Raw genomic sequence first — 25231 nt, 5'->3', positions numbered from 1 at the left:
GTATGAACTCCCCCTACCTTTCTGATCATCCACTCGCATAGAGTAACGCAAAAATATATTGTCCTAACGCAAACACGGTATGGGCAATAATCATCATCAATAATGCATTACCTTGATTCGGAATTTTTCTACCGCAGAACCCAACGCCCATCGCTGGCATAAATAACATTAGGCCTGCAAAGGTACTCAGTACGATACCCACTAAGATGATCGGTAGTAGTGTCGGGGATTGGATAAAGGGTGTTCCCCACGCAAGAACCAGTATCACTGCATAAGCAATACCCACCAAATAATGGAACGACCAGCCGCTTATTTTTTCAATTAGGGAGGGCGATTGAACATTTTGTTGAGTCGCTACCCATTCACCTTGCCTAAGGCCCATTAACCAACGGCCCACCATTCCCCAATTGGTTGGCGTTATCCCCTTCATTTTGAAGAGCAGTACCCCCCATATATCCAAAACTAATGTTGAACCAATCCCTACCATGAGACTAAAGCCAATCATTTTATTCATTTGAAACCACTTAATTGCTATTCATTCGCTTCAGCCTAGCATAGATATCGCTCACCATCAGGGCTGTTCACTTTACTACGCGCAGATATTCCTCCCATAAAGGTTAAAAAAAGAGCCCATCAATGATGAGCTCTCGGTTATCGAAAATTGATAGGGAAATCGATTATGACGATTTATCGTTACTAAGCTGTTCAGCTAATTTCGCTCTTAGGGCCTCAGTTTCATCTTTCCCTTCCGCAATAAAATCAGGATCAATCTCTTCGGCATTGTCTTGATTTTCTCGTCCAGACAGTAAATTCCAGCATGCAATAAATAAAGCAGCAATTAGTGGTCCAATCACAAACCCATTGATTCCGAAAAGTTCCATTCCCCCCAATGTTGAAATCAACACCAGGTAGTCAGGCATTCTCGTCTCTTTACCCACCAACAGCGGACGCAGGAAGTTATCAACTAAACCGACGACCACGACAAAGAATGCAATGAGGAATAATCCCTTCCAAGCCGGTCCTAGCACGAGGAAATAGATTGCAACAGGTGCCCAAATAATGGCGGACCCGACTGCTGGGATTAATGATAAGAAAGCCATTAATGCTCCCCAAAGCACACTACCCTCAACACCCAAGAACCAGAAGGCAATTCCCCCTAAAGCACCCTGTACAATGGCGACTACAACAGTGCCTTTGACGGTCGCTTTCGATACCGCAGCAAACTTTAATAACAGATGATGCTTAGCATGCTGAGTTAGCGGTACGGCATCCAGTAACAAGCTGACTAAATAAGAGCCATCCTTTAGGGTAAAAAATAGCAGATAGAGCATGATACCGAAGCCAACCGTAAAACTGAACGTTCCCTGCCCGATCATCAGTGCGCTATTGGCAAGCGTATGGCTACCTTGCATTGCCAATGCTGAGACTTTCTGTTGCAGAGTATTCACATCGGTCAATCCATAACGCTCTAGGAAGTTCTGAGCAAATGTCGGCAGATGCTGAATCAGCTGAGTAATGTCCCCCGCAAAATTTCCGCGGTTTTGAGCAACACTTTGATAAAGTTGATTACCTTCGTATGCCAGTGAAGTGGTCACTATGACTAAAGGAATAAAGACAATAAGGCAGATGACAACCAGAGTAAGGAAAGAGGCAAGCGTGTTCCTATCCCCCAACCATGCTCGTAAACGAGTTTTTAACGGATAAAACAGTACGGCTAGGATAATTGCCCAAAAAATAGACGAATAGTAGGCTTTCAGGACAAAGCAAAATGCGACAGTGGTTAATAACAATAATAAAATGAAGAAACCTTCATTGATTCCCTTAAGCTTCATGGCGTAATCTCAATTGACAAATAAAAATTCAGATATGTGTCGTAAAGCCGTCAATGGCTTACCGCGTCATTATTGCCTAATACGTAATAAATTTCACTTAACTGAACAAATAAATATGTTTAAGGGATGAAATTGAAAGGTAATTGATTAAGAATTGGTGGAGATAAGCGGGATCGAACCGCTGACCTCTTGCATGCCATGCAAGCGCTCTCCCAGCTGAGCTATACCCCCACATCTAGGAATTCATTGTTCAAACTCGAGGAGTTTGGTGGAGCTAAGCGGGATCGAACCGCTGACCTCTTGCATGCCATGCAAGCGCTCTCCCAGCTGAGCTATAGCCCCTTCAATGAAGGTGTCAGTGTTACTGACGCCGAAATAATAGGTAACTCGTTGATAACTGTCAACGCCATTTTTAACTTCCAGGTGCAACCGCTGAAAATTCCAGCAAAATGATGTTAAAGCCACCATCCACAAATTTTATTGACCTTTTCCAATTGATTAGCGGCGATAATTAGAAAAAGTATGAGTAAACGCATAATCTCTATGATTAGCGCTTTTATTTTATCCCACTTCACGTTATTTTCATAATTACGAGTTAACGTTAAACAATCAACTAGAAGGAACTGATTGTGAATAAGGAATGGATGACACCTGAAGAACTTGCGCAGGAAACGGGTTACTCGCGTCAAACGATTAATAAATGGATTAAACGCGAAGGATGGACCACGGTTGCAAAGCCGGGTGTACAAGGCGGTAAGGCACGATTGGTGCATATTGATCAGCAGGTAACCGAATTTCTGAAATCAGTGCGGCACGCTGCCGAACCGAGAAGTCATTACACTGTCCGTAAAGATCAATTGACTCAGATCTTACTCAGTTCACTCCAACAAATGAGCCCTGATGAAAAAGCGCAGCTAACCTCTCTCTTATTAAGAGAAGGTATCAGCGGTATTCTTAATCGATTAGGCATCACTTCGTAAGTGGTACCGGCAGCACACACTGCCGGTACTCATACTATTAGGCTTGGTTTTCGCGTTCGCTAATAAAGGCGAGAGCTTGGGCGATTCTTTTTACGCTACGTTGTTGGCCAATAGCCTCAACGGTGACATCTAGGGCAGGTGATTGCCCTGCTCCCGTCACTGCCACACGTAACGGCATACCCACTTTACCCATGCCTACTTCAAGCTCAGTAGCGGTTTGCTCAATGGCGTTATGGATCGCTTCGGTAGTCCACTCCGTCAGTGCCGCTAACTTCTCAGAAATAAGCTCAAGCGGCTGGCGAGCCACTGAGCGTAGATGCTTCTTCGCCGCGTCAGCGTCGAATTCGCTAAAGTCTTCGTAGAAATAACGACAAGTTTCTGCCATCTCTTTCAGCGTTTTACAACGGTCACCCAACAGCGTGACTAATTTTGCAAGTTCTGGGCCAGTACGAGTATCGATCTGTTGTTGATCAATATGCCACTGAAGTTGCGTTGCCACATATTCAGGGGCCAGCGTGGTGATATAATGATGGTTTAACCACAGTAACTTTTCAGTGTTAAACGCACTCGCCGATTTGCTCACCGCATCCAGTTGGAAAAGCTTGACCATCTCATCAATAGAGAAAATTTCTTGATCGCCATGTGCCCACCCCATTCTTACCAGGTAGTTCAAGAGCGCTTCAGGTAAGAAGCCATCATCGCGATACTGCATCACGCCGACTGCCCCATGACGCTTAGACAGTTTCTTGCCATCGTCACCTAAAATCATCGAGACGTGTGCATAAATTGGGACTTCAGCGCCAATGGCTTTAAGAATATTAATTTGACGAGGAGTATTGTTGATATGGTCTTCACCACGGATCACGTGAGTGATACCCATATCCCAATCGTCAATAACCACACAGAAGTTATAAGTTGGGGAACCATCGGTACGGCGAATAATGAGATCGTCAAGTTCTTGGTTACTGAATTCGATAGGTCCACGGATTTGGTCATCAAAAATGACCGATCCTTCTTGTGGATTACGAAAACGCACGACATGGGGTTCATCAGAGGTATGACCATGCTCAGTATCACGACAACATCCGTCATAACGCGGTTTTTCACCGGCTTCCATTTGCTGTTCACGCAGTGCCTCTAAGCGCTCGCGCGAGCAGTAACAACGGTAAGCGGTGTTCGCATCAAGCATCTGGTCAATCACTTGGTTATAGCGATCAAAACGTTTGGTCTGATAGTAAGGGCCTTCATCCCAATTTAAGCTCAGCCAGTTCATCCCGTCCATGATAGCTTCGATCGCTTCCGGCGTTGACCGCTCAAGGTCGGTATCCTCGATACGCAGAACAAAGTCACCTTGATTATGGCGGGCGTAAAGCCAAGAATATAAGGCGGTGCGAGCGCCACCAACATGGAGATAGCCTGTAGGGCTTGGTGCAAAACGTGTTTTGATTTTCATTTGAGGTTTGCCTTAACGTACATAGGGTAGAACACCCGATAAAACCTTGTGGAATCGTATTATTCTTCGCACAGTGTAACAGTTAGCGCTTTTTCCTCAATAATAAGACATGACTAATCTCGCCAAGTGATGTAATTTTTGTGGCTATTTTCATCAAATCGCTTAAATGGGCGACAGAGTGGTGAAATTTAAACCGAACAGAAAATTAAGTGATAAAAAACGTTGACTCAAAATCAACTATCCCTATAATGCGACTCCACACAGCGGGGGTGATTAGCTCAGTTGGTAGAGCATCTCCCTTACAAGGAGGGGGTCGGCGGTTCGAATCCGTCATCACCCACCACTTCGGGTCGTTAGCTCAGTTGGTAGAGCAGTTGACTTTTAATCAATTGGTCGCAGGTTCGAATCCTGCACGACCCACCAAATTCAGTAAAAAAGCACCCTCTGGGTGCTTTTTTCGTTTCTAATGCTCAACGTTAAATCGTACAGGATGAGAACCTGCGGCAGTTTCTGTTTACTCCCTCTTCACGAGTATTCCTAGCCGGATCGCACCTGAAATACTAAAAGACCTTTTAACCAATTGATAGGGTTGAATTATTTCCCCGTTCATCATATCGTTTAAATCGATCAATTAATCGCCTTTAAGCGATAGTGAGAGATGGATCGCCACAGTTGGGGTGCTTTGGCTAGATGTCAGAAGGGATAAGGAATAAAGCAGCACAACAAATCTTGTGTGCTGCGTTTATGAGAAGTACAAAAGCTACCAACGAAGATCTGAAGCAGGAAGAAATGTTACAGACCTGACTTGATCTGATGTGTCATAGCTTATCTGCATCATTGTAGGTATTAATCGGTTTTGGGCTTCATAAAGATCTGTCCAGCCAAAAACCCGCCGCATAACCACCTTCGGAGGACTGCTTCTTAATGGCACACCTATATTTTCATGAACCCATTTCCTCGACATGTTTCTCTGCAATGGCTTTGGTAATTCATTTGGAAACATCCAGTTTTTAGCCTTATCATTCTGGATTTTTACGACGATAGCCTGCAATATCCGGCCATCCCTCTTAAAGGACAAGAAAAGACCTTCTTTTGCCATATCAAGACTTAGGTCAGGGTCTCCAGATGAGCCTGTAGGAGGGCTTTTATAATTGATCAATTCATTATCAATAAGTTCCTGATATGTTTTCCCTAAACAGCTTATTAAAGCGTCAATATTCACTGTCATTTTTATAACTCCATTTCACTGTTTAGTTTATGCATTTTCGACCTTGCTGATTCTATTTGATTTTCTGTAGCCCCTTGCTCTTTTAGAGCTGGTTTAATGGCATCAAGATTACGATCAAGAGCGGCCCTGAGATTTTTTGAGTCCAGTTCAATTTGTACAGATGTGTTACGCCCACCGTAGGTTTCGCTGATTTGCTGGTGTACCTTTTTAGGTATCACTATTGCAGCGACATCTTGAGAAGCAAGCTCAATATCTTCAGGCGTCATGTCAGGATAATGTGCTTTCAGATATGCCTTAACTGCTGCTTTCGATGGCATATGATCAGCCTCATACTTGCCTTGACGAGATCTGCGCACAAAATCGCTATAAAGCTCAACTTCCAAAAACTCAACAGGCGGCTTGCTCAGGTATATATAAATCGGCGGAATATTCGATAGCGGCAATATAAGAATATAATCCGCAAAGGTCTTCTCTTCCGGTATAGGGGTAGTTGTGGCCTCAATACTACTATCTTCCGGCAGCGGATCCACAACGACCAGATTGGGTATCCTTACCGATTAAATTTTCTACATTTACTGTCATTTGTATAACCCCAGTACATTATTAATCTTATGTATTTTAGGTCTCGCTTCTTTTAGCTGTATGTCTGTATCTGAGTGGTTTTATTTTTCTATCCTGAGCCGTGCGCACCGCCGTTTTTAGCGCGTAAAGTAGGTGAGCGTGGCCATTGGCTTTGTTCATGATGGTGAGCGTGGGCGCAGGAGCGTTACGGTCGCTCCAATCAATGGCAGCGCCCGGTCTATCTACGTCAAAGCAGAGCCAGAATTGCGTATGGGGTTGGTTAAACTGAATATATTTGGCAAGGATTGCCCGCTCTTTCCCGGCAATGCGTAAACCACATTGCAGCTCGTCCGTGAAGTACGGTTTATGGGGTAATCTGTCGTTAAAAAGTTTAAGTGCTACGTCACTCAATGTGCCCAGCGCTTATGGCGGACTGTTGTGTTGCACGTCTTATGTGCTAATATCCTTTCTAGGTTTTATGCCTACGCCCCGTTAATCATGTGCGACCGCCAAGTTATAGCATGATTTCGGGGCGTTGTCTTTTCTAATGGCGTTAAAGTTACACGCAAATGACAGTTTATGTCGAGTTTACCCGTCACTTTCCCGATAAATTTTTAGTGCGCTGCCAGTACCTTAAAGTATTTAGGGTCGTCTTGTATTGTCGCTAAGACCTTTGCAGCCAGCCCTGTTGGGTTACGCCGTTTTTGCTCCCAGCTTTTGATGGTATCAAGGCTGGTCCCCAGCGCCCTTGCCATTTCTGCCTGTGAGACGTTCAGTTTTTCACGGATAGCTTTTACATCCGCCACGTCATAGCGAGTAACACGTGACGGCGAGACTGTTCCGTTTTTGATAGCGACGGCTTCTTCAAGGGATGCTTTCAGTTCGTTAAAAATACTCATGCTACACCTCACCTTTGAGTCGTTTGGTCAGTTTTTTCAGTTCTGCTTTCTCAGCCTAGGTTAGGCTTTCTTTTGCGCTTTTCGGGTAAGCCATAACCAGATAGATAATTTCGTCTGTCGCCAGAAAGTAGACCACTCTGGCGCTACCACTTTTGCCCTGATTACCGGTCGCCATTCTGATTTTTCGCAGACCACCCGTTCCCTGCATTAAGTCACCTTTATCCGGTGATTCAATAAGTTCGCTTTGTAAGTCTTTGAGCTCGTCATCCGTGGCAATCGCTTGAATTTGCCGAGTGAAAAGCGATGTCTCAATAAATTCGATCGCGTAGCTCATGTATCCCTCCCTTTAAGGATTACATAGTACCCTAAGGAGAGTATATTTCCATCCAAATTTACAGAGTCATTCCCCGGTCATTTTCTTGACGCTGGCTACGCTCTTTAGCGACTACAGTCTGGCTAAGCGATTGACTGTGTTGCTCAAGCCCTCGACTTGCCGGTTCAGCCTCGTGCAGTGATTGGCTAAGGCTTGATTCTCTTGCCGTGTTTTCTCATACATGGCTTGTAAACTCTTGAAGCTGTCGAGTAAGACTTGCTGCTGTGTCTTTGAGTCGTTCTGTAAGCGCTCTAATGCGCACAACAAGAGTTTTTCTGTCTCGGTCATGGGATTTTACCTAAGCCAGTTAAATAGTCTCTGGGAGGCTCTGGTGAGTTCTCTGGGGTTATTTGACGCTGTAGTTCACTACCGTTTGTTTCTTGTAGGGATAGGTCTGGATATCGCTAGCGCTTTTCGGTAGCAGAATGAAATACTGGCCTTGATTCTTCCCTTTGCCGGCCTCGATTACTATCCCCTTGCCGGTTTTCGAGTTCAGTACTGCCAATCTCTGCTCGTTGACCTGTATCTGGTCGAGTTGCTGATTCAGATACCAGTAGATTACCCCGATCAGACCGGCGCAAATCAAGGCGATGAATGACAGGTCAATCCACAGCCATTTCCTTACCGGCTGGTAGACGGTTTTCAGGTGCTGTTGGTGTTGTTTCGTCACGTCTTGGATAGCACTGTTGATACCCTTCACGCTTGAGTTCAGTTCCGTGCTGATAGCAGCGTTCAGCTTCTGAAATTCGGCTTTCACGTGCGTCTCGGTATGTTGCGCTTGCTGCTTCGAGTTCTCCTCGGAGGCTTTCGCTAAATCGGAAATCCCGCTCATAGAGTGCTCCTTTGAGTCTGAGGTTTTTACCGCCATCCGGTGATTCGATGCTAATGCTGGATTTGGTTTCCCGAGCAATGGTCATACCGGCAGCTTCGAGCGTGGTGATCACGTCATCGCGGTTACGTATTAGGCCTTGCATGGCAAGGTGAGAGAGGCCTGCGGTGATGGACTCCGCCGCTTTTTGGCTATTCTTCGGGAGGTCTCTATACCCCCACCCTCTGGCTACTTTTTTCATTTCTAGCTCACACTGATTTGACGTCTTTGTGCCAACTGCTGCGCTTGCTCAGCGACTAATTGCCAAATAACCTCTGCTGCTGGCGTTAATGAACGATTTCTACGACGTATTAACGTCAGTAAGCGTCCTCTCTCTGGGGTAATTTTTCTCACCACGAGCTGGCTCTCTCGCGGCAAAGGCAGTGCCAGCGCCGGTAGAATACTGATACCAATCCCTGCATCAACCATAGTGAACAACGTACTGGGGTGACCGACTTGCTGAACCACCTCTGGATGCCCGCCTTGTTGCTGAAAAATCGCATCAATCAACACGCGACTCCCTGATGCATAATCTTGTAATACACACTGGCGCTGCGCGATATCAGACCAACTGACCAATGCTTGCTGTGCTAAAGGATCATCGTCTCGACACAGTAATAGAAAAGGATCTTGCAATAGCGGTTGTGTCTCGAACTCACGCGTATTCTGCAGTTCAATCACTATGCCAAAATCAACCTCTTCCTGCCTAACCGCTTGTACGACCGATTGCTGAACACTGTCTTGCAACAACAAACGTATCTCCGGATAACGCTGCTGACATGTTGCCAGGCACTTCGGCATTAATTGCGCTGAAATAGTCTGACTGGCCGCCACTCTCACCGTGCCAGTACGTTGTTCACCATAGCTATACAGATCCTTGATCACACTATCCATATCATCGATCAGTAGCGCCATCCTTGAAGCGAGCTGTTTTCCGGCCAAGGTCAGCACCACCTCACGTGTGGTGCGGTCAATCAAACGCAGTGCTAGCGTTTGTTCCAACTCCTTTACGGCATGACTGACTGCCGACTGGCTTAGGCCGATTAACTCCCCGGCCCGACTGAAACTTTGTTGCTCGGCAACGGCCACAAAGATTCGCAACTGGCGTAAACTATAATTCATCTATTTTCTTCATATATTCATGTAATAAATCAATTATATTTCTAATCTGATTTAAAGCACAATCCAATGATTATTTATTGGATGGACACAACTATGGGCTTTCTGCGACTTGACCCGATGATGGTCAAACTTATCATTACTGTTTTATTAGCGACCTTCCTTCCTGCTCGCGGCGGGTTTGTCCCGATCGTCGAAGGGCTAACCACGGCAGCAATAGCCCTCTTATTTTTTATGCATGGCGCAAAACTTTCGCGGGAAAAAATTATCGCTGGGAGTAGCCATTGGCGCTTACATTTATGGATTATGTGTAGCACCTTTGTCGTTTTTCCCCTACTCGGCTGCTTGATGGTATGGTGGCACCCAGTCAATGTCAGTAACGACATTTATACTGGCTTTATCTATCTCTGTATCCTTCCTGCGACAGTGCAGTCGGCCATTGCCTTTACCTCTTTAGCGGGCGGTAATGTTGCCGCAGCGATCTGTAGTGCCTCCGCCTCCAGTCTGTTAGGCGTATTTGTCTCACCACTATTAGTCAATTTAGTGATGAACGTACACAGTGCAATGCCCGGAAATGGCTTTGAGCAGATAGGTAAAATCATGCTGCAGCTATTATTACCCTTTGTTCTGGGTCATATTGCTCGTCGTTGGATTGGCGGATGGGTCGAGCGTCATCGTAGTTTGATCGGTAAAACTGACCAGACCTCAATTTTACTGGTGGTGTACACCGCCTTCAGTGAGGCAGTGGTCAACGGTATTTGGCATAAAGTGGATGCCACGACCCTGGGCTGGATCGTGGTAGGCTGTATTCTATTACTGGCCATCGCGTTATTAATTAACCTGGTGGTAGCCCGCCTCTTTGGCTTTAGTCGTCCCGATGAGATTACGATTCTATTCTGTGGGTCGAAGAAGAGCTTGGCGAATGGCGTACCGATGGCAAATATCCTTTTTCCTGCGAGCATTGTCGGGATTATCGTGTTGCCATTGATGATCTTTCACCAAATTCAGTTAATGACCTGCTCATGGATAGCACAACGCTATAAAAAAGCTGGCGAGCAAGCCTCTTCCGACTCCTAGCGAGTTCCCTTTCACCCAATGGCGTTAATATTGGGTGAATTGTTTATCTCTATTCTTTACGCCAAATCGTCATATTTTATCTACACTGATAACGTGTAAACGTTGAAGACGTCACCTTTAGGTAATTTTTAGGATGGAAGATACCATGACAGACAACACGCGAGATCACCGCGAACAGGATGCAGCTGAACAAGATCAGGATGCACACTCTACTGATACAGAGAATAACGACGCCCCACCGCGACAACGTCCAGGTAAAAAACCTCTCATTATTTTAGCCATTATCGCCATCGTCCTTCTGTGTGTTGCGGTGATTTTTTGGTTAATGAACCGAGGTATAGAATCCACTGATGACGCCTTCACCGATGGCAACGCAGCCACTATCGCCCCGAAAACGAATGGCTATGTTATCGATCTAAAGGTAAAAGATAACCAACTCGTTCATCAAGGCGATCTCTTAGTAGTGATCGATCCCCGTGATGCCACCGCACAACGCGAACAAGCGCAAGCACAACTAGGAAGCGCTCAAGCGCAACTACAACAGGCGCAAGCACAATATCAATTAGCCAAAGTGCAATATCCGGCGCAACTGCACCAAGCCCTCGCTGACCAAGCCAAAGCGAAAGCAAATTTGGCGAACGCAGAATCTGTCTATCAACGCCAACACGGTGTCGATCCCAGAGCGACCACCCAGAGTAATATCGACAGTGCCACCTCACAATATCGCGCCGCACAGGCTGATTATCAGCAGGCGCAGGCCCAAGTCGAGATTGCGTCACAGGTGCCGTTACAACTGCATCAACAAGAAACGGCTATCGCGGCCCGTCAACAACAGGTCGCGCAAGCTGCCGCACAATTAGCAACTGCAAAGCTGAACCTTTCCTATACCGAAGTGCGTGCCCCTTATGAGGGTTATATCACTAAGCGAAACGTCCAAGTCGGGAGTTTAGTACAAGCGGGGTCGGCGCTGTTTTCATTGGTTTCACCGCAAATTTGGGTGACCGCTAACTTTAAAGAGTCACAACTTGAACATATGCATCCGGGTAATAAAGTTAGCCTCACCGTCGATGCTTGGCCTGACCTAAGACTCGAAGGTCACGTTGATAGCATTCAAATGGGCTCAGGTTCACACTTCTCGGCCTTCCCTGCAGAGAATGCCACCGGTAACTTTGTTAAAATTGTGCAACGTGTTCCAGTAAAAATTATTATTGATAAGGGCCTTGACCCTCAACATCCTCTGCCCTTAGGCCTATCGGTAGAGCCTGAGGTCCATGTTGATGACTGATGCACAACGCTGGCAACCTCGCTGTAATCCTTGGCTGGTTGCCCTCACTGTCACCCTAGCGGTATTTATGGAGGTGTTGGACTCCACTATCGTTAACGTTGCCCTTCCCCATGTAGCCGGTTCCCTTTCATCTAGTTATGATGAAGCGACGTGGGTGCTGACCTCCTATTTGGTCGCCAATGGTATTGTCCTGCCCATCTCTGCTTTTTTTAGTCGCCTATTTGGTCGTAAAAATTATTTTTTAATCTGCGTGGTCATGTTTACGATCTGTTCCTTTCTCTGCGGTATTGCAACGGAACTTTGGCAACTGATTCTGTTTCGAATTTTGCAGGGATTCTTCGGTGGTGGATTACAACCCGTACAACAATCGGTCTTACTCGATTATTTTAGCAAGCAAGATCGGGGCAAAGCCTTTGGACTCTCTTCCATTGCCATTATTGTCGCGCCGGTTATTGGCCCGACTCTGGGGGGATGGATTACGGATAATTACAGCTGGCGTTGGATTTTCTTTATCAACATCCCCGTGGGTATCCTCACTGCATTAGCCATCTATCAACTGCTTGAAGATCCCCCTTGGGAACGTAAGGCTAAAAAAGGCCAGCTTCGCATCGATTATATTGGCATTAGCCTTATCACCCTTGGATTAGGCTGCTTGCAGGTCTTCTTAGACCGTGGGGAAGATGCAGATTGGTTCAACTCTTCCTTTATCATTACCTTTGCTGTACTGGCCGTCGTCGGCTTAGTCGGGACAGTTTATTGGCTGATATACGCCCGCCGTCCGGTGGTCGATATACTGGTTATGCGTGATCGTAACTTCTGGGTTGCTGGGTTGCTGATGGCCGCAATGGCCTTTATTTTGTACGGCAGTTCGGTCGTGATCCCGCAGTTGGCACAACAAGACTTAGGGTATACGGCAACACTGGCCGGCCTAGTCCTCACCCCGGGCGCGTTCTTTATCATCTTAACCATCCCGTTAGTGCTAAAGTTAATGCCGATTGTTCAAACCCGCTTTATTATCATGTTTGGCTTCTTCTGCTTGACGGCCTCTTTCCTGTATTCAGGTTTCCAGATGACCCCAACCCTGGATTTTACGTCTTTGGTCATTATGCGCAGCTTACAGTCGATCGGATTAGGCTTTTTATTTGTTCCCTTGACCACCATCGCCTTCATCACTATCCCACAGCAATTAAATGCGGATGCGTCAGCACTCTTCACCATGTTTCGTAATGTGGCGGGATCAATCGGAATTTCTCTGTCAACTGCGGCTATTACTGAGCGCCAACAAGCGCGTTCTGCTTATTTATCTGATCATACCACTCAGCTTAATGAACCGTTCTCCCAAGCGATTCAAAAAATGAGTGTTGCAATAGAGAACTTCACAACATTAGTCGGGAACAGTACCCAACTGGCTTCAGCACAACTCTATAAACAGATGATCAGCCAAGCCCGTATCTTAGCCTACATCGATGTCTTCACGGGGCTTTGCGTAATCGCCCTCGTCATGATCCCCTTCTGTCTTTTACTCGCCCCGGTGAAGAGTGAAGGCAGCGCAGGAGGCCATTAAATGAAAGGAAACCTCATGAAATCACAGCGATTATTTTTATCGATGCTGGTCCTCACCCTCTCGGGATGTGCGGTCGGCCCCGATTATCATGTCCCCGAAAACCACTTAACAGGTTCTTGGCACGCGGGCGAAAAAGATCAAGCCTCTCACCCGTTAACAACCGATACGCAAGTTAGCTGGTGGAAAAATTTTAATGACCCGCAACTCAATAGCCTGATTCAACGGGCGACAGAAGGTAATCTAAGCTTACAGCAGAGCGTATTACGCATTTCAGGCGCGCGCGAGCAAGTGTCTAGCGCGCAAGGCGGATTGTTCCCGACCCTGAATGGACAAGCCTCTTATTCTCGACAACAGCTCGGGCTGAAAGGAGAATTACAATCGCAGGGACTTTATGACGCATTACCCGACGATATCGCTAATCACGCCACGGGCAGTGTTGGTTTCTATCAAGGCGGGTTTGACGCGAGTTGGGAACTGGATTTATGGGGAAAAACCCGCAGACAGGTCGAACTGGCGCGTGCCAGCGAGCAGCAGCAGGTCGAACAGCATAATGATGCTCTCGTCTCGCTTGAGGCCGAGGTTACGCGCACCTATCTCCAATTACGTGCAGCACAGGCCACCGAAGCTTCACTCAGCCAACAGATCGCTATCGCGCAACAGAGTCTGGAATTAACCCAGAGTCAGATGCGAAATGGGCTGGCACCGAGCAGCGATGTTGAAAGTGCTACGGCTCAGTTGAGCGCATTACAGGCTCAATTACCTCAATCTCAATCGCAAATTTCCCAAGCGAAAAATGCCCTCGCCGTGCTGCTTGGATTAACACCTGGCGCCTTGGATAATGAACTTTCGGCGGCGAAGTCGCTGCCAACATTGCCCCAACTGGTTGCCGTAGGCATCCCCTCTCAACTGACTCGACGTCGACCGGATATTCGGGCGGCAGAAGCAAATTTACATGCACAAACCGCCAATATTGGTGTCTCTATAGCGCAATTATTCCCAAGCCTGTCGTTAACCGGTCAATTAGGTGTGCGTAACAGTGATATCAGTTACATGGATAATTGGAGTAGCCACTTTTACAGTATTGGGCCTGGAATTAATTTGCCGATTTTTGAGGGCGGACGCCTCGTCGCCAATGTGAAATTAGCACGGGCTCAACAAGCGGCCGCGGCACTTAATTATCGTCAAACTGTGTTGACTGCTTTGCAAGAAGTGGAAAATGCATTGGTAAGCTACCGCACAGGGCAACAGCAAGACACGGCGATAAAACAATCGCGGAATGCGCTTGAACGGGCTTTCCAACTTGCTTCGGAAAACTATAAGAAAGGCTTTATTACCTATATCACTGTGTTAGATGCACAGCGTCAATTAGCGCAAACCGAGCAGCAAGCGATTCAAGCACAAGCGCAAACCGCGGTGGATTTAGTCACGCTATATAAAGCATTGGGCGGCGGCTGGGAGCAGCAATCCAGGGTGACTCTGCCACATTACACTGTTTTTGGCGATGTCGACAAAACCGCAGTCACTTCCCCCTGATAATATTTCGCCCCGCTATCGGGGCGAAAGCGTTAAACCTTAAGGGGGGTCACTAAGTGCTCAAGCCCTTCAATCCGTATGGCTAAAGCAAGCTGCAGTAACTGCCCAAGGTGCCCTTCTGGAAAAGCTTCTTTGCGGGCAAACCACAACAGATACTCTTCGGGTAAGTCGATAAGTCGTCTTCCCTGATATTTACCAAAAGGCATACGCCAGTTTGCCAGTTCAACCAGTTGCTCTTTATCCGGCATTACGCCTCCAACATTACGATGAGTTGCTGCTCATCAATCACCGCAATACCCAATGCCTGCGCTTTCTCAAGCTTAGAGCCGGCCGCTTCCCCTGCAATCAGCAGGTCAGTTTTCTTCGAGACACTCCCTGTCACCTTAGCACCGCGTTGCAATAGCTGCGCCTTCGCCTCGTCACGTGTCATTTGGTACAAGGTCCCGGTAAGCACCACTGTTTTGCCATTGAATGCCGACTCCGTTGCCTGAGCGACCACCGCGGCTGGCCAATGGATCTGTGCGTCATCGACCAATTGGCGAATAACGTCGCGATTACTCTCTTCATCCATAAAATGCCGAATATGAGTAGCCACTACCGTGCCAACATCGTCCACAGCGATAAGGTCATCCATTGAGGCTGCCATGAGAGCGTCTAACGTTGTAAAGTGGGTCGCTAAGGCGAGAGCGGTTGCCTCACCGACTTCGCGAATACCTAATGCATAGATAAAGCGTGCTAACGTCGTCTTGCGTGATTTCTCTAGCGCTTGAATAATATTTTGTGCCGATTTAGGTCCCATCCTTTCCAAGCCGGTTAATTTCCCAGCCGTTAAGCGGAAAAGATCGGCTGGGGTGGTGACGTACTCCTTATCGACTAATTGCTCGATTAATTTGTCGCCAAGACCGTCCACATCGAGCGCTTTACGCGAAACAAAATGTTTTAATGCCTCTTTACGCTGCGCGCCACAAATTAACCCACCAGTACAACGTAATACCGCTTCACCTTCAACCCGTTCGGTGTCTGATCCACAGACCGGACAATGGCTTGGAAACTCCACCTCGTGTGCATCGGTAGGCCGTTCTGCCTCGATAACGCTGACTATTTGTGGGATTACATCTCCCGCGCGTCTTACCACCACTCGATCACCGATTTTCAGCCCTAGGCGTTCGACTTCATCAGCGTTGTGCAAAGTCGCATTACTGACCCACACACCGGCGACTTGTACCGGCTCTAAACGCGCTACGGGGGTGATAGCCCCCGTACGGCCCACTTGAAACTCAACGTCGCGAACATGAGTAAGCTGCTCTTGTGCGGGGAACTTAAAGGCAGTGGCCCAGCGAGGGGCACGCGCAACAAACCCGAGCTGCTGTTGCTGCGCTAAGGCATTGACCTTAATAACTACACCGTCAATATCGAAGCCAAGCTGCTCACGTTGTTCAATAACCTGATGATAAAACGCCATCACCTGCTCAGCAGATTGACAGACCGTCACATGCGGTTCCATCGGTAACCCCCAGTCACGCAGTTGGGTCAAGCGCTCGAAATGGGTCTGGGCGAGCTCGCCCCCCTCATGAACGCCGATACCATAGCAATAGAAGCTTAGCGGACGCTGCTGGGTGATGCTCGGATCGAGTTGACGTAATGATCCTGCCGCCGCATTACGCGGATTCGCAAAGACTTTTCCGCCTTTTTGTCGTGCTTTGTCATTAAGGGCTTCAAACCCTTTTTGTCGCATAAAAACCTCGCCACGTACTTCAAGTCGACGAGGAAGGTTTTCACCCGACAGAGAAAGAGGGATAGACTTAATGGTACGGATATTTTGGGTAATATTTTCCCCTGTTGCACCGTCCCCTCGGGTAGCAGCACGCACAAGAATCCCCTCTTCGTACAATAAACTAACGGCTAATCCATCCAGTTTTAATTCACAGCAATAGTCGATCGCAGTCGCGGCGGATAAACGCTCATTAACGCGACGAATAAAGGCCAGAAAACTGCTCTCATCGAATACATTATCCAAGGAGAGCATGGGGACTTCATGTTGGACTGAATCAAAAGCACTGAGTGGCATTGCACCCACCCGCTGCGTCGGCGAATCACTGGTCACTAATTCGGGGTGATTAGCCTCAATCTGACGCAACTGTTGCATTAAACGGTCGTATTCCGCATCGGGTACTTCAGGCGCGTCTAAGACATGATATTGATATTCGTGATGACGAAGTTCCCGACGTAAGCGGTCTACTTGTTGTTGAAGGTTAGCCATAATGCACCATGATAAAAAACCCCCGACAGGCGGGGGTTGATAGTCTGACAGAAGCGATGAGTTATGAGTGACTGATCACTTCACGAATACGAGCTTTATACACTTCAACTTTTTGAGGGGTCAACATATGACGTTCATCATCCATTACAACTCCCCCAACATCATCGGCAATACGTTGCGCGGATTGAAGCATTAATTTGAAGTTTTGAAGCGCATCGCCATAACAAGGGACCATCATAAAGATAGAAACACTTGGGGTCGTAAATTCGGACATCGTATCAGGGTCGAAAGACCCCGGTTTTACGCTGTTCGCTAAACTGAAGAGGACTGGGCCACTTCCGGTCGGGCTAAGATGGCGATGGAAGATATTCATCTCACCAAATTGAAAACCTGCCTGTAAAATAGCTTGCAGCAGAGGCTCACCATTAAGTTCACTACCTGCGTGCGCGGCCACATGAAACACTAAAACCGTTTCAGTTAATCGTTTTTCAGCAGGGGCAGCTTGGCTTTCAACCGGCTCAGCATCAGGTTTTTCCTGAACAGCTGTCGCGGGGGTAGCTTTAGGTGCGTTATTTTCTGTCGGTTGAAGAGGCTTATCTTCTTGAGGTGTATTGGGTGCTGCTGCCGGCTGAATAACGGGGTCAGCCACGTCTTCAGCGTAAGTCGGAGCACTAGGCGCTATAGGTTTTTGTTCCACCTGTTCGCCACCCAATAATGGATCACCTTGCAGCGCAATACCTTCGCGTAACGAGGCGTTCTTCGCTGGAGTCTGTTGACGCTTTTCAACTGATACCTCGGGAATACTTGCACTGCGCTGAGCAGGGGCTGCATCACGAGGCGGTGAAGGTTGTGGCGATTGAACAGGAGGTTTTTCCTGAGCAGGAGCCGTCACTTCGTCTTCGTCGAGACTCTCATCACGACGTTGCATGAAGTGCTTATGAGGTCGATCACGGAAGACGCTAGACCGCTCTTTACGATTAGTCCATAAACCGTGCGCCAATAACGCGATAATCGCGATAGCACCAACAACTATTAAGATCAGACGCAAATCCTGCATCACTATATTCTCTGTTGTTCAAACACTTTGCCTATAAAAGGCACCTATATATCACTAAATGTATTGGTCAGCGCGAATAAGTGCAAGCATACACTGCCAATTATCTTGAATAATATCACTAATCTGGTGTGATTGATTAAATTAACAGCAGTGAGCGGTACACCAAGACGAAAAAAACGTTACTATGGATAGGTTATTATTATTGTGAGTATTCGGATATGTCACAGCGTCAACAGCCTCTCCCCTCTTCCGGTTTTACCTATGTCAAAATAGGGTGCCATCTCGTTTGTCTAACGGGTATTCGGCGTTATGTCATTGTTCCTTTACTGATTAACATCCTTCTGCTTGGCTCCTCGTTCTATTGTCTGTTCACTAAGCTCCATCAGTGGATACCACAATTAATGAGCTATGTTCCCCATTGGCTGGCTTGGCTGAATTTCGTGCTCTGGCCGCTAGCGGTGATCTCCATCGTCTTAGTCTTTGGTTATTTCTTTTCAACTATAGTCAGCTGGATAGCCGCCCCTTTTTTCGGTTTACTCGCTGAACAGCTCGAACAGCGTCTGACCGGTCATGCGCCCAATGAAATGAGTTGGTGGTCCCTGATTGCCGACTTGCCTAGAATCATGAAACGAGAGTGGTTAAAGCTGTGCTATTACCTGCCGAGAGCCATCGGCTTATTGCTCATTCACTTTATTCCTGGGTTTGGTCAACTTCTTGCACCCATTTTATGGTTTATCTTTGGGGCATGGATGATGGCCATCCAATATTGCGATTATCCTTTCGATAACCATAAAGTCTCTTTTGAAAGCATGCGCAGAAATCTTGCCCGAGATCGCAAACTTCATCTAGAATTTGGTGGACTTATTAGCTTGCTCACCATGATCCCCATTGTTAATTTGGTGATTATGCCGATTGCCGTATGCGGCGCCACCGCAATATGGGTTGATCGCTATCGTCAGACATCCATCCAGTAATTGCTGAATGCAGTTATTGCACTCTGACATATCGATATATCATTTCGTCACTTCACTGCGACCGTATAAAGCGTATTCTCACTAGGTTCCCCAAAATTCAAAGAGTTAAGGAAAGGATATGAGTAAGATTTACGAAGATAACTCGTTAACAATTGGCCACACTCCTTTAGTAAGGTTAAATCGCCTAGGTAATGGACGTATCCTTGCCAAAGTAGAGTCCCGTAATCCGAGCTTTAGCGTAAAATGCCGGATCGGTGCGAATATGATTTGGGACGCCGAAGAAAAGGGGTTACTGAAAGCGGGTGTTGAACTCGTCGAACCCACTAGCGGTAATACCGGTATTGCCTTAGCCTACGTGGCCGCTGCGCGGGGCTATAAATTAACGCTGACCATGCCTGATACGATGTCAGTGGAACGCCGTAAGCTGCTCAAAGCCTTAGGTGCAAACCTAGTGTTGACTGAAGGCGCTAAAGGGATGAAAGGCGCGATTGCCAAGGCTGAAGAGATTGTCGCCAGTAATCCCGCGAAATACCTGATGCTCCAGCAATTTAGTAACCCCGCTAACCCTGAAATTCATGAAAAAACAACCGGCCCTGAAATCTGGGAAGATACTGACGGCGAAGTCGATGTACTAATTTCTGGTGTAGGGACAGGCGGAACGTTGACAGGGACTGCTCGCTACTTAAAACATACACAAGGCAAAACCAGTCTGTATGCGGTGGCGGTCGAACCAACGGACTCTCCCGTTATTTCACAAACTCTCGCTGGCGAAGAAATAACGCCTGGTCCCCACAAAATTCAAGGTATCGGTGCGGGGTTCATTCCTGAAAACTTAGATCTGAGCTTAGTTGATAGAGTCATTACTATCACCAACGATGAGGCGATCAATACTGCGCGTCATTTAATGGAGTCGGAAGGGATCTTGGCAGGTATTTCATCCGGTGCTGCGGTAGCCGCGGCACTCAAACTGCAACAAGAGCCGGATTTTGCCGATAAAAATATCGTTGTTATCCTGCCCTCTTCGGGTGAGCGTTACTTATCAACAGCGCTCTTTGCAGACCTATTCACAGAAAAAGAGAATGGTTAGCAGACTTTCTTCTTGCTTTTAAAAAAGCTGTTTATAAAAAGCACCCTCGGGTGCTATTTTTGTGCAGTAGATCCCAATTTTGCTTAGTTCACATTTGCTTTATTCCCCCCTATTCTGGTATCAACGATGAGATTTATTTCGAGCCAAAAAATAATGCTCTAGATTTTTTGCTTATGATCAACATCACTCTGCAAAAACGATAGGGTATTCTTCGCAATTGAAGTATAACTTTTAGTTGAACCGTCATCTCAGATAGGCTCAATACGACCACAACATTTGAATAATCACGGTTAGTCACAAACCTTTTGATTATCTTGGGGAAAAATATGTTTCAGCAAGAAGTAACGATTACTGCACCAAATGGTTTACATACCCGCCCCGCGGCACAATTCGTCAAAGAAGCTAAAGGGTTTCAGTCCGACATTACGGTCACCTCTCAAGGCAAAACTGCCAGCGCGAAAAGCCTATTCAAACTGCAAACCTTGGGGTTAACACAGGGAACCGTTGTCACGCTAAGCGCTGAGGGCGATGATGAACAACAAGCGATTGAACATTTAGTTAAGTTAATGGCTGAACTTGAATAATTGGTCTGCAATACGATAAGCCCATTGATTATTGGTCAAGCGTAGCTTTACACTCAATAGCTCCACTGAGCCGCTACACTTGGGCGCTTACTTCCAGTATTTACACATAAGCATCGTTGATTTAAAGGTAAGATTATGATTTCTGGTATCCCTGCGTCACCCGGTATTGCATTCGGTAAAGCACTCCTTCTGAAAGAAGATGATATTGTCATCAATAGCCACAAAATCGATCCGAGCCAAGTTGATCAAGAAATTAATCGTTTTCTTGAAAGCCGCAAAAAAGCCTCTGCACAATTAGAGACGATCAAAACGAAAGCAGGCGAAACTTTTGGCACGGAAAAAGAGGCTATCTTCGAGGGGCATATCATGCTGCTGGAAGATGAAGAGCTTGAACAGGAAATCATCGATCTTATCCGTAAAAATCATCAAACCGCCGACGCAGCAGTTTATGCCGTTATTGAAGACCAAGCCTCTGCGCTCGAAGAGTTGGACGATGAATACTTAAAAGAACGTGCGGCAGATGTGCGTGATATTGGTAAGCGTCTGCTACAAAATATTTTGGGTCTAGCCATTGTTGATCTCAGTGCGATTGCCGAAGAGTCGATTCTCGTGGCCAAAGACCTGACCCCTTCCGAAACCGCGCAGCTTAACCTTGAAAAAGTATTGGGCTTTATCACCAATTTAGGGGGCAGAACTTCTCATACCTCTATTATGGCTCGCTCTTTAGAACTGCCAGCCATCGTGGGTATTGGTAATATCACCCAATCCGTAAAAAATGGTGACTTCCTCATTCTGGATGCCGTCAATAACCAAGTCTTAATCAACCCTTCTGACGAAGAGATTACTGAATTACGTGAGATTCAGACCGCTTGGTTGGACGAAAAACATGAAATGGCCAAGCTTAAAGACTTACCGGCCATTACCTTAGACGGTCACCATGTAGAAGTCTGTGCCAATATAGGTACTGTGCGTGATGTGGCTGGCGCTGAGCGTAATGGCGCAGAAGGTGTGGGCCTCTATCGCACGGAATTCTTGTTTATGGATCGCGAATCGTTGCCTTCTGAACAAGAACAGTTTGAAGCGTATAAGGCAGTCGCCGAAGCGGTGGGGGCACAAGCCGTCATCATTCGTACCATGGACATTGGTGGCGACAAAGATCTCCCTTATATGAACCTCCCTAAAGAAGATAACCCCTTCTTAGGCTGGCGCGCGATCCGTATTGGTATGGATCGTAAAGAAGTTCTCCACACACAGTTACGGGCTATTCTTCGCGCTTCCGCATACGGTAAATTGCGTATTATGTTTCCGATGATTATCTCTGTGGAAGAAGTCCGTACCTTAAAAGCTGAACTCGATATGCTGAAAGCACAGCTGACCGAGGAAGGAAAAACATTCGATCAGGATATTGAAGTCGGTATCATGGTGGAAACCCCTGCATCAGCAACTATTGCCCACCACTTAGCGAAAGAAGTCGATTTCTTCAGTATCGGTACAAATGACCTGACCCAATATACCCTAGCGGTTGACCGGGGTAACGAGCGTATTTCTCATTTATACAACCCAATGAGCCCTTCAGTACTGCTTTTAATCAAGCAAGTTATTGACGCATCTCACGCTGTTGGAAAATGGACAGGGATGTGTGGTGAGTTAGCTGGCGATGAACGTGCTACACTATTACTATTAGGCATGGGATTAGATGAATTTAGTATGAGCTCTATTTCTATCCCTAGAATTAAAAAAATTATTCGTAACACTAACTTTGAAGATGTTAAAGCTTTAGCTGCTGAAGCCCTAGCGCAGCCTACCGCTGAAGCATTAACGAGTATCGTTGATAAGTTTATTAAAGAAAAAACACTTTGCTAGCTTGTCATGAGTGTTTCGACGTTATTGCTTAGGAGAAGATCATGGGATTGTTTTCTAAACTTTTTGGCGACAAATCGGATAGCGATTCTAGCAACATTGAAATTGTAGCACCGCTTTCGGGCGAAATTGTCAATATCGAAGATGTGCCAGATGTTGTTTTCGCGGAAAAAATCGTTGGCGATGGTATTGCTATTCGCCCTAACGGTAACCAAATTGTAGCCCCGGTTGAGGGAACAATAGGTAAAATTTTCGAAACTAACCACGCCTTCTCTATCGAGTCGGATAATGGCATTGAATTGTTTGTACACTTCGGTATCGATACGGTTGAGTTAAAAGGCGAAGGCTTCAAGCGTCTTGCGGAAGAAGGACAAAAGGTTAAAAAAGGTGATCCAATCATCGAATTCGACCTTGCCTTCCTCGAAGAGAAAGCTAAATCGACACTGACACCGGTCGTCATTTCCAACATGGATGAAATCAAGTCTCTGTCCAAGCTATCGGGTCATGTGACTGTCGGTGAAACCCCGATTATGCGAATTCAGAAATAGTCACAAAAAAGCTCATCCTTGGATGAGCTTTTTTTTACTCTGGCCAACGTGGCAAGCGGATAGCAATGTTAAGCCCCCCTTCCTGACGGTTAGTTGCCGAGACTTGGCCGTGATGTGCAGTAATCACTTTGCGTACTATCGCCAATCCTAATCCATATCCTTTCCCAGAATACGGTGATTGCAGACGAACAAAGGGATCAAAAATACTCGAAATTTTTTCTTCAGCCACACCTGGACCGCTATCACAAATGTTGAGTAATAACGTATCCCGATCGACCTCCAAGTTGACCACAATAGCTTGTCCCTGTGAAGAATAACGTAACGCATTACGCAAAACATTCTCAATAGCGCGACGAATAAGCTCTGCATTACCCCGGACCGTTACCGATTTAAGGCTATCATAATGGGCGACCACATCGACCTCAGGTTGCTGCGCTTCATAGCGAACATCAACCAAAATAGCGTCTAATAGCGCAATGAAATCGAAGTACTGATCGATATCGATACCCTCATGCTCTGCTCGAGACAGGGTGAGCAGTTCACCGATCATTTTATCGAGCCTTTCCGTTTCAAGATCAATACGATCAAGCGATTGTGGGATATTCAATTCACTTTGCCGGGCAAGGCCTACCGCTAATTGAACGCGTGCCAACGGCGTGCGTAACTCATGAGAGATATCATGCAGTAGCGCTTCTCGCGCTCTAACTAAAACGTCGATACGTTCGACCATCGCATCAAAATCTTTCGCCACAATAGATAATTCGTCATAACGACGCTTCATTGAAGGAAATAGCCGAACAGAAAGATCGCCTCGTGATACCTTGTCAAATCCTTCGCGTAGCTGTCTTATTGGGCGTGTCATATTCCATGCTAAAAGTAGGCTAAAGAATATTCCCAAGAAAGGCGCAAAAAACATAATCGGCTTGGGAATATGTAACGAATCGTGCCACGAACGATGGCCTCGTTCATCAAAGTGTTTCAATCCTTTGTAATCCAACACTACCTGATAGTGATTACCGGCCTTGTCTCCTACCTGTCGGGAGATAATAGTTGGCACACCGCGTTCATCTTCTTGGTCTTCAAAAGCTTTTATCGAGGAAGGAGAAATAGTGACTTGCGGCCTTACGTCAGGATCCCAGCTTTCGACAAGTGATCGGGCTATGACGGGCCCTGATTGCGTCAGTAATTCGCTTAAGGATGCAAGTTGTACCTGTTGCAAACTGCGCTGTTGTTTAGAAAAAGGCGAATCATCATGGACAAAAAGCGAAAATCCTAACCAGATAACTTGGCTTATCAACAGAAATACCAATAGAAAAGCCACCAACATTTTGGTGAATAATCGCCTTGGATAACGTTGATTCATCGAATTTTGTAACCAATACTACGCACAGTTTCGATAAGGATTTGATCGTTGGTTGTTTTTGCGATTTTTTGACGAATATTACTGATATGTACATCGACACTGCGGTCATAAGCTTCACGCGTGCGACCTAAGGCTTTCTCCGACAGTTCGTCTTTAGAGACCACGCGATCCCCTGCCACTAATAACAGTTCGATAAGATTAAATTCAGACGCCGTTAAATCGATCGCCTTCTGCTGCCAGGTCACGGAGCGCATGGCAGGGTTGAGAACCAACTCTTTTAAAACTAGCGGTTGATTATTATTGGGGGGCGTGGGGATCTCTTCAAAACGACGCATCACCGAGCGCAGGCGGGCAACTAATTCTCTTGGGTAGCACGGCTTGGGCATATAATCATCAGCCCCCATCTCTAAGCCAATGACCCGGTCAATATTCTCACCCTTAGCCGTTAACATGATGATCGGCAACCGATGGTGTTGACGTACCTGACGTAGAACTTCAATTCCGCTGATGTCAGGTAGCATGATATCTAAAATTATCGCATCATAGTGCGTCTGATTGATCACTTCCAAAGCTCGCTTACCGTGACTGATCACGTCGGCATTTATCCCTTCGCCAGCCAAATATTGGCTAAGCATCTGTCCTAACTCTTGATCGTCTTCAACTAATAAAATTTTCATGCTATGACCTCTGGCTCACTCTGCGTATAATGACGTCTTTTCTTGCGAG

Annotated in this window: 25 protein-coding genes, 4 tRNA genes and 1 pseudogene; 12 read left to right on the top strand and 18 right to left on the bottom strand. The window is 46.5% G+C overall.

Annotation, left to right across the window (positions count from 1 at the left end; translation table 11 throughout):
- Positions 1-25: 25 nt before the first annotated feature.
- The 4 genes from HH682_RS05655 to HH682_RS05640 all read right to left on the bottom strand — a co-directional run bounded on the left by HH682_RS05655 (position 26) and on the right by HH682_RS05640 (position 2174).
- Positions 26-514 carry a DUF2938 family protein gene (locus tag HH682_RS05655; RefSeq protein ID WP_214236624.1) on the bottom strand — a complete coding sequence of 163 codons (489 nt, stop codon included), beginning with the start codon at positions 512-514 and terminating at the stop codon, positions 26-28.
- A 163-nt stretch (positions 515-677) separates the two neighbouring features.
- Positions 678-1832, bottom strand: a complete 1155-nt coding sequence (locus tag HH682_RS05650) for an AI-2E family transporter (protein WP_214236623.1) — start codon at positions 1830-1832, stop codon at positions 678-680.
- Between the two features lie 155 nt (positions 1833-1987).
- Positions 1988-2063: transfer RNA gene (locus HH682_RS05645), tRNA-Ala, on the bottom strand.
- A gap of 35 nt (positions 2064-2098) precedes the next feature.
- Positions 2099-2174 (bottom strand) — tRNA-Ala (locus tag HH682_RS05640).
- Positions 2175-2461: 287 nt separating this feature from the next.
- Here HH682_RS05640 and HH682_RS05635 point away from each other — a divergent pair.
- Positions 2462-2812: a YfeC-like transcriptional regulator gene (locus HH682_RS05635; RefSeq protein ID WP_214236622.1), complete on the top strand. Its 351-nt coding sequence runs from the start codon at positions 2462-2464 to the stop codon at positions 2810-2812.
- A 37-nt stretch (positions 2813-2849) separates the two neighbouring features.
- On the opposite strand, the gene gltX is transcribed toward HH682_RS05635, so the two are convergent.
- Complete coding sequence (gene gltX, locus HH682_RS05630) at positions 2850-4265, bottom strand: glutamate--tRNA ligase (protein WP_214236621.1); 1416 nt, start codon at positions 4263-4265, stop codon at positions 2850-2852.
- 267 nt (positions 4266-4532) lie between these two features.
- Between gltX and HH682_RS05625 the strand changes: the two genes are divergently transcribed.
- Positions 4533-4608 (top strand) — tRNA-Val (locus HH682_RS05625).
- Positions 4609-4612: 4 nt separating this feature from the next.
- A tRNA-Lys gene (locus tag HH682_RS05620) sits at positions 4613-4688 on the top strand.
- A gap of 337 nt (positions 4689-5025) precedes the next feature.
- Here the strand turns inward: HH682_RS05620 and HH682_RS05615 are convergent.
- From HH682_RS05615 to HH682_RS05580, 8 genes and pseudogenes are all read right to left on the bottom strand, one after another.
- Complete coding sequence (locus tag HH682_RS05615) at positions 5026-5493, bottom strand: DUF6392 family protein (protein ID WP_214236620.1); 468 nt, start codon at positions 5491-5493, stop codon at positions 5026-5028.
- 2 nt (positions 5494-5495) lie between these two features.
- On the bottom strand, positions 5496-6023 hold the full coding sequence (locus HH682_RS05610) for an S-type pyocin domain-containing protein (protein WP_338049313.1): 528 nt from the start codon (positions 6021-6023) through the stop codon (positions 5496-5498).
- Positions 6024-6141: 118 nt separating this feature from the next.
- Positions 6142-6465: pseudogene (locus HH682_RS05605) on the bottom strand (replication initiation protein); the annotation flags it as partial.
- A 203-nt stretch (positions 6466-6668) separates the two neighbouring features.
- Positions 6669-6953 (bottom strand): NadS family protein, encoded by a 285-nt coding sequence (gene nadS, locus HH682_RS05600; RefSeq protein ID WP_214236619.1) that lies wholly within the window; start codon positions 6951-6953, stop codon positions 6669-6671.
- Positions 6954-7008: 55 nt separating this feature from the next.
- Entirely contained in the window at positions 7009-7287 is a 279-nt protein-coding gene (locus HH682_RS05595) for a type II toxin-antitoxin system RelE/ParE family toxin (RefSeq protein ID WP_214236618.1), read from the bottom strand.
- 111 nt (positions 7288-7398) lie between these two features.
- Complete coding sequence (locus HH682_RS05590) at positions 7399-7614, bottom strand: MbeD family mobilization/exclusion protein (RefSeq protein WP_214236617.1); 216 nt, start codon at positions 7612-7614, stop codon at positions 7399-7401.
- A gap of 58 nt (positions 7615-7672) precedes the next feature.
- Complete coding sequence (locus HH682_RS05585; RefSeq protein ID WP_214236616.1) at positions 7673-8158, bottom strand: MbeB family mobilization protein; 486 nt, start codon at positions 8156-8158, stop codon at positions 7673-7675.
- Between the two features lie 240 nt (positions 8159-8398).
- Entirely contained in the window at positions 8399-9316 is a 918-nt protein-coding gene (locus tag HH682_RS05580) for a LysR family transcriptional regulator (protein ID WP_214236615.1), read from the bottom strand.
- A 93-nt stretch (positions 9317-9409) separates the two neighbouring features.
- On the opposite strand from HH682_RS05580, the gene HH682_RS05575 reads away from it, so the two are divergent.
- The 4 genes from HH682_RS05575 to HH682_RS05560 all read left to right on the top strand — a co-directional run bounded on the left by HH682_RS05575 (position 9410) and on the right by HH682_RS05560 (position 14772).
- Positions 9410-10390 carry a bile acid:sodium symporter family protein gene (locus HH682_RS05575; protein ID WP_214236614.1) on the top strand — a complete coding sequence of 327 codons (981 nt, stop codon included), beginning with the start codon at positions 9410-9412 and terminating at the stop codon, positions 10388-10390.
- Positions 10391-10535: 145 nt separating this feature from the next.
- Positions 10536-11675, top strand: a complete 1140-nt coding sequence (locus HH682_RS05570) for an HlyD family secretion protein (protein ID WP_214236613.1) — start codon at positions 10536-10538, stop codon at positions 11673-11675.
- Positions 11668-13239 carry a DHA2 family efflux MFS transporter permease subunit gene (locus HH682_RS05565; RefSeq protein WP_214236612.1) on the top strand — a complete coding sequence of 524 codons (1572 nt, stop codon included), beginning with the start codon at positions 11668-11670 and terminating at the stop codon, positions 13237-13239. The genes HH682_RS05570 and HH682_RS05565 overlap by 8 nt, the downstream gene beginning before the upstream one ends.
- A complete protein-coding gene (locus HH682_RS05560) occupies positions 13240-14772 on the top strand; it encodes an efflux transporter outer membrane subunit (protein ID WP_214236611.1) in 1533 nt (510 codons plus the stop codon). It abuts the gene before it with no gap.
- Between the two features lie 32 nt (positions 14773-14804).
- Here the strand turns inward: HH682_RS05560 and HH682_RS05555 are convergent, their stop codons facing one another.
- The 3 genes from HH682_RS05555 to zipA form a co-directional block, all read right to left on the bottom strand.
- Entirely contained in the window at positions 14805-15020 is a 216-nt protein-coding gene (locus tag HH682_RS05555) for a DUF3820 family protein (protein WP_092676067.1), read from the bottom strand.
- Positions 15020-17032, bottom strand: coding sequence for an NAD-dependent DNA ligase LigA (gene ligA / locus HH682_RS05550; protein ID WP_214236610.1), 2013 nt, complete (start codon positions 17030-17032; stop codon positions 15020-15022). Before ligA ends, HH682_RS05555 begins: the two co-directional genes overlap by 1 nt.
- Positions 17033-17093: 61 nt before the next feature.
- The gene (gene zipA, locus HH682_RS05545; protein WP_214236609.1) at positions 17094-18092 is read right to left on the bottom strand and encodes a cell division protein ZipA; all 999 of its coding nucleotides are present in this window, start codon (positions 18090-18092) and stop codon (positions 17094-17096) included.
- Between the two features lie 215 nt (positions 18093-18307).
- On the opposite strand from zipA, the gene cysZ reads away from it, so the two are divergent.
- The 5 genes from cysZ to crr all read left to right on the top strand — a co-directional run bounded on the left by cysZ (position 18308) and on the right by crr (position 23142).
- Positions 18308-19063, top strand: a complete 756-nt coding sequence (gene cysZ / locus HH682_RS05540) for a sulfate transporter CysZ (RefSeq protein WP_214236608.1) — start codon at positions 18308-18310, stop codon at positions 19061-19063.
- A gap of 118 nt (positions 19064-19181) precedes the next feature.
- Positions 19182-20150 carry a cysteine synthase A gene (cysK, locus tag HH682_RS05535; protein ID WP_214236607.1) on the top strand — a complete coding sequence of 323 codons (969 nt, stop codon included), beginning with the start codon at positions 19182-19184 and terminating at the stop codon, positions 20148-20150.
- Positions 20151-20476: 326 nt separating this feature from the next.
- Positions 20477-20734 carry a phosphocarrier protein Hpr gene (gene ptsH, locus HH682_RS05530; protein ID WP_214236606.1) on the top strand — a complete coding sequence of 86 codons (258 nt, stop codon included), beginning with the start codon at positions 20477-20479 and terminating at the stop codon, positions 20732-20734.
- 135 nt (positions 20735-20869) lie between these two features.
- Positions 20870-22597: a phosphoenolpyruvate-protein phosphotransferase PtsI gene (ptsI, locus tag HH682_RS05525; protein ID WP_214236605.1), complete on the top strand. Its 1728-nt coding sequence runs from the start codon at positions 20870-20872 to the stop codon at positions 22595-22597.
- A 41-nt stretch (positions 22598-22638) separates the two neighbouring features.
- Complete coding sequence (crr, locus tag HH682_RS05520) at positions 22639-23142, top strand: PTS glucose transporter subunit IIA (protein WP_048912386.1); 504 nt, start codon at positions 22639-22641, stop codon at positions 23140-23142.
- 34 nt (positions 23143-23176) lie between these two features.
- Here the strand turns inward: crr and HH682_RS05515 are convergent, their stop codons facing one another.
- Together HH682_RS05515 and HH682_RS05510 are read right to left on the bottom strand one after the other, a co-directional pair.
- On the bottom strand, positions 23177-24505 hold the full coding sequence (locus tag HH682_RS05515; RefSeq protein WP_214236604.1) for an ATP-binding protein: 1329 nt from the start codon (positions 24503-24505) through the stop codon (positions 23177-23179).
- Positions 24502-25182 carry a response regulator transcription factor gene (locus HH682_RS05510; protein WP_214236603.1) on the bottom strand — a complete coding sequence of 227 codons (681 nt, stop codon included), beginning with the start codon at positions 25180-25182 and terminating at the stop codon, positions 24502-24504. The genes HH682_RS05515 and HH682_RS05510 overlap by 4 nt, the downstream gene beginning before the upstream one ends.
- Between the last annotated feature and the right edge of the window lie 49 nt (positions 25183-25231).

The sequence above is a fragment of the Rosenbergiella gaditana genome (assembly GCF_018494065.1).
Classification (GTDB): domain Bacteria; phylum Pseudomonadota; class Gammaproteobacteria; order Enterobacterales; family Enterobacteriaceae; genus Rosenbergiella; species Rosenbergiella gaditana.
Note: the sequence above shows the minus strand (reverse complement) of the source record. Positions and strands in the feature narration are given on the sequence as shown.

Coding starts and splice junctions, on each gene's coding strand:
- HH682_RS05650 (WP_214236623.1), bottom strand. CDS start 1,832: ATGAAGCTTAAGGGAATCAATGAAGGTTTCTTCATTTTATTATTGTTA.
- cysK (WP_214236607.1), top strand. CDS start 19,182: ATGAGTAAGATTTACGAAGATAACTCGTTAACAATTGGCCACACTCCT.
- crr (WP_048912386.1), top strand. CDS start 22,639: ATGGGATTGTTTTCTAAACTTTTTGGCGACAAATCGGATAGCGATTCT.
- HH682_RS05580 (WP_214236615.1), bottom strand. CDS start 9,316: ATGAATTATAGTTTACGCCAGTTGCGAATCTTTGTGGCCGTTGCCGAG.
- gltX (WP_214236621.1), bottom strand. CDS start 4,265: ATGAAAATCAAAACACGTTTTGCACCAAGCCCTACAGGCTATCTCCAT.
- HH682_RS05595 (WP_214236618.1), bottom strand. CDS start 7,287: ATGAGCTACGCGATCGAATTTATTGAGACATCGCTTTTCACTCGGCAA.
- HH682_RS05615 (WP_214236620.1), bottom strand. CDS start 5,493: ATGACAGTGAATATTGACGCTTTAATAAGCTGTTTAGGGAAAACATAT.
- ptsH (WP_214236606.1), top strand. CDS start 20,477: ATGTTTCAGCAAGAAGTAACGATTACTGCACCAAATGGTTTACATACC.
- ligA (WP_214236610.1), bottom strand. CDS start 17,032: ATGGCTAACCTTCAACAACAAGTAGACCGCTTACGTCGGGAACTTCGT.
- HH682_RS05575 (WP_214236614.1), top strand. CDS start 9,410: ATGGGCTTTCTGCGACTTGACCCGATGATGGTCAAACTTATCATTACT.
- HH682_RS05510 (WP_214236603.1), bottom strand. CDS start 25,182: ATGAAAATTTTATTAGTTGAAGACGATCAAGAGTTAGGACAGATGCTT.
- HH682_RS05560 (WP_214236611.1), top strand. CDS start 13,240: ATGAAAGGAAACCTCATGAAATCACAGCGATTATTTTTATCGATGCTG.
- cysZ (WP_214236608.1), top strand. CDS start 18,308: ATGTCACAGCGTCAACAGCCTCTCCCCTCTTCCGGTTTTACCTATGTC.
- HH682_RS05585 (WP_214236616.1), bottom strand. CDS start 8,158: ATGAGCGGGATTTCCGATTTAGCGAAAGCCTCCGAGGAGAACTCGAAG.
- HH682_RS05570 (WP_214236613.1), top strand. CDS start 10,536: ATGACAGACAACACGCGAGATCACCGCGAACAGGATGCAGCTGAACAA.
- HH682_RS05555 (WP_092676067.1), bottom strand. CDS start 15,020: ATGCCGGATAAAGAGCAACTGGTTGAACTGGCAAACTGGCGTATGCCT.
- HH682_RS05590 (WP_214236617.1), bottom strand. CDS start 7,614: ATGACCGAGACAGAAAAACTCTTGTTGTGCGCATTAGAGCGCTTACAG.
- HH682_RS05515 (WP_214236604.1), bottom strand. CDS start 24,505: ATGAATCAACGTTATCCAAGGCGATTATTCACCAAAATGTTGGTGGCT.
- HH682_RS05655 (WP_214236624.1), bottom strand. CDS start 514: ATGAATAAAATGATTGGCTTTAGTCTCATGGTAGGGATTGGTTCAACA.
- nadS (WP_214236619.1), bottom strand. CDS start 6,953: ATGAGTATTTTTAACGAACTGAAAGCATCCCTTGAAGAAGCCGTCGCT.
- HH682_RS05565 (WP_214236612.1), top strand. CDS start 11,668: ATGACTGATGCACAACGCTGGCAACCTCGCTGTAATCCTTGGCTGGTT.
- ptsI (WP_214236605.1), top strand. CDS start 20,870: ATGATTTCTGGTATCCCTGCGTCACCCGGTATTGCATTCGGTAAAGCA.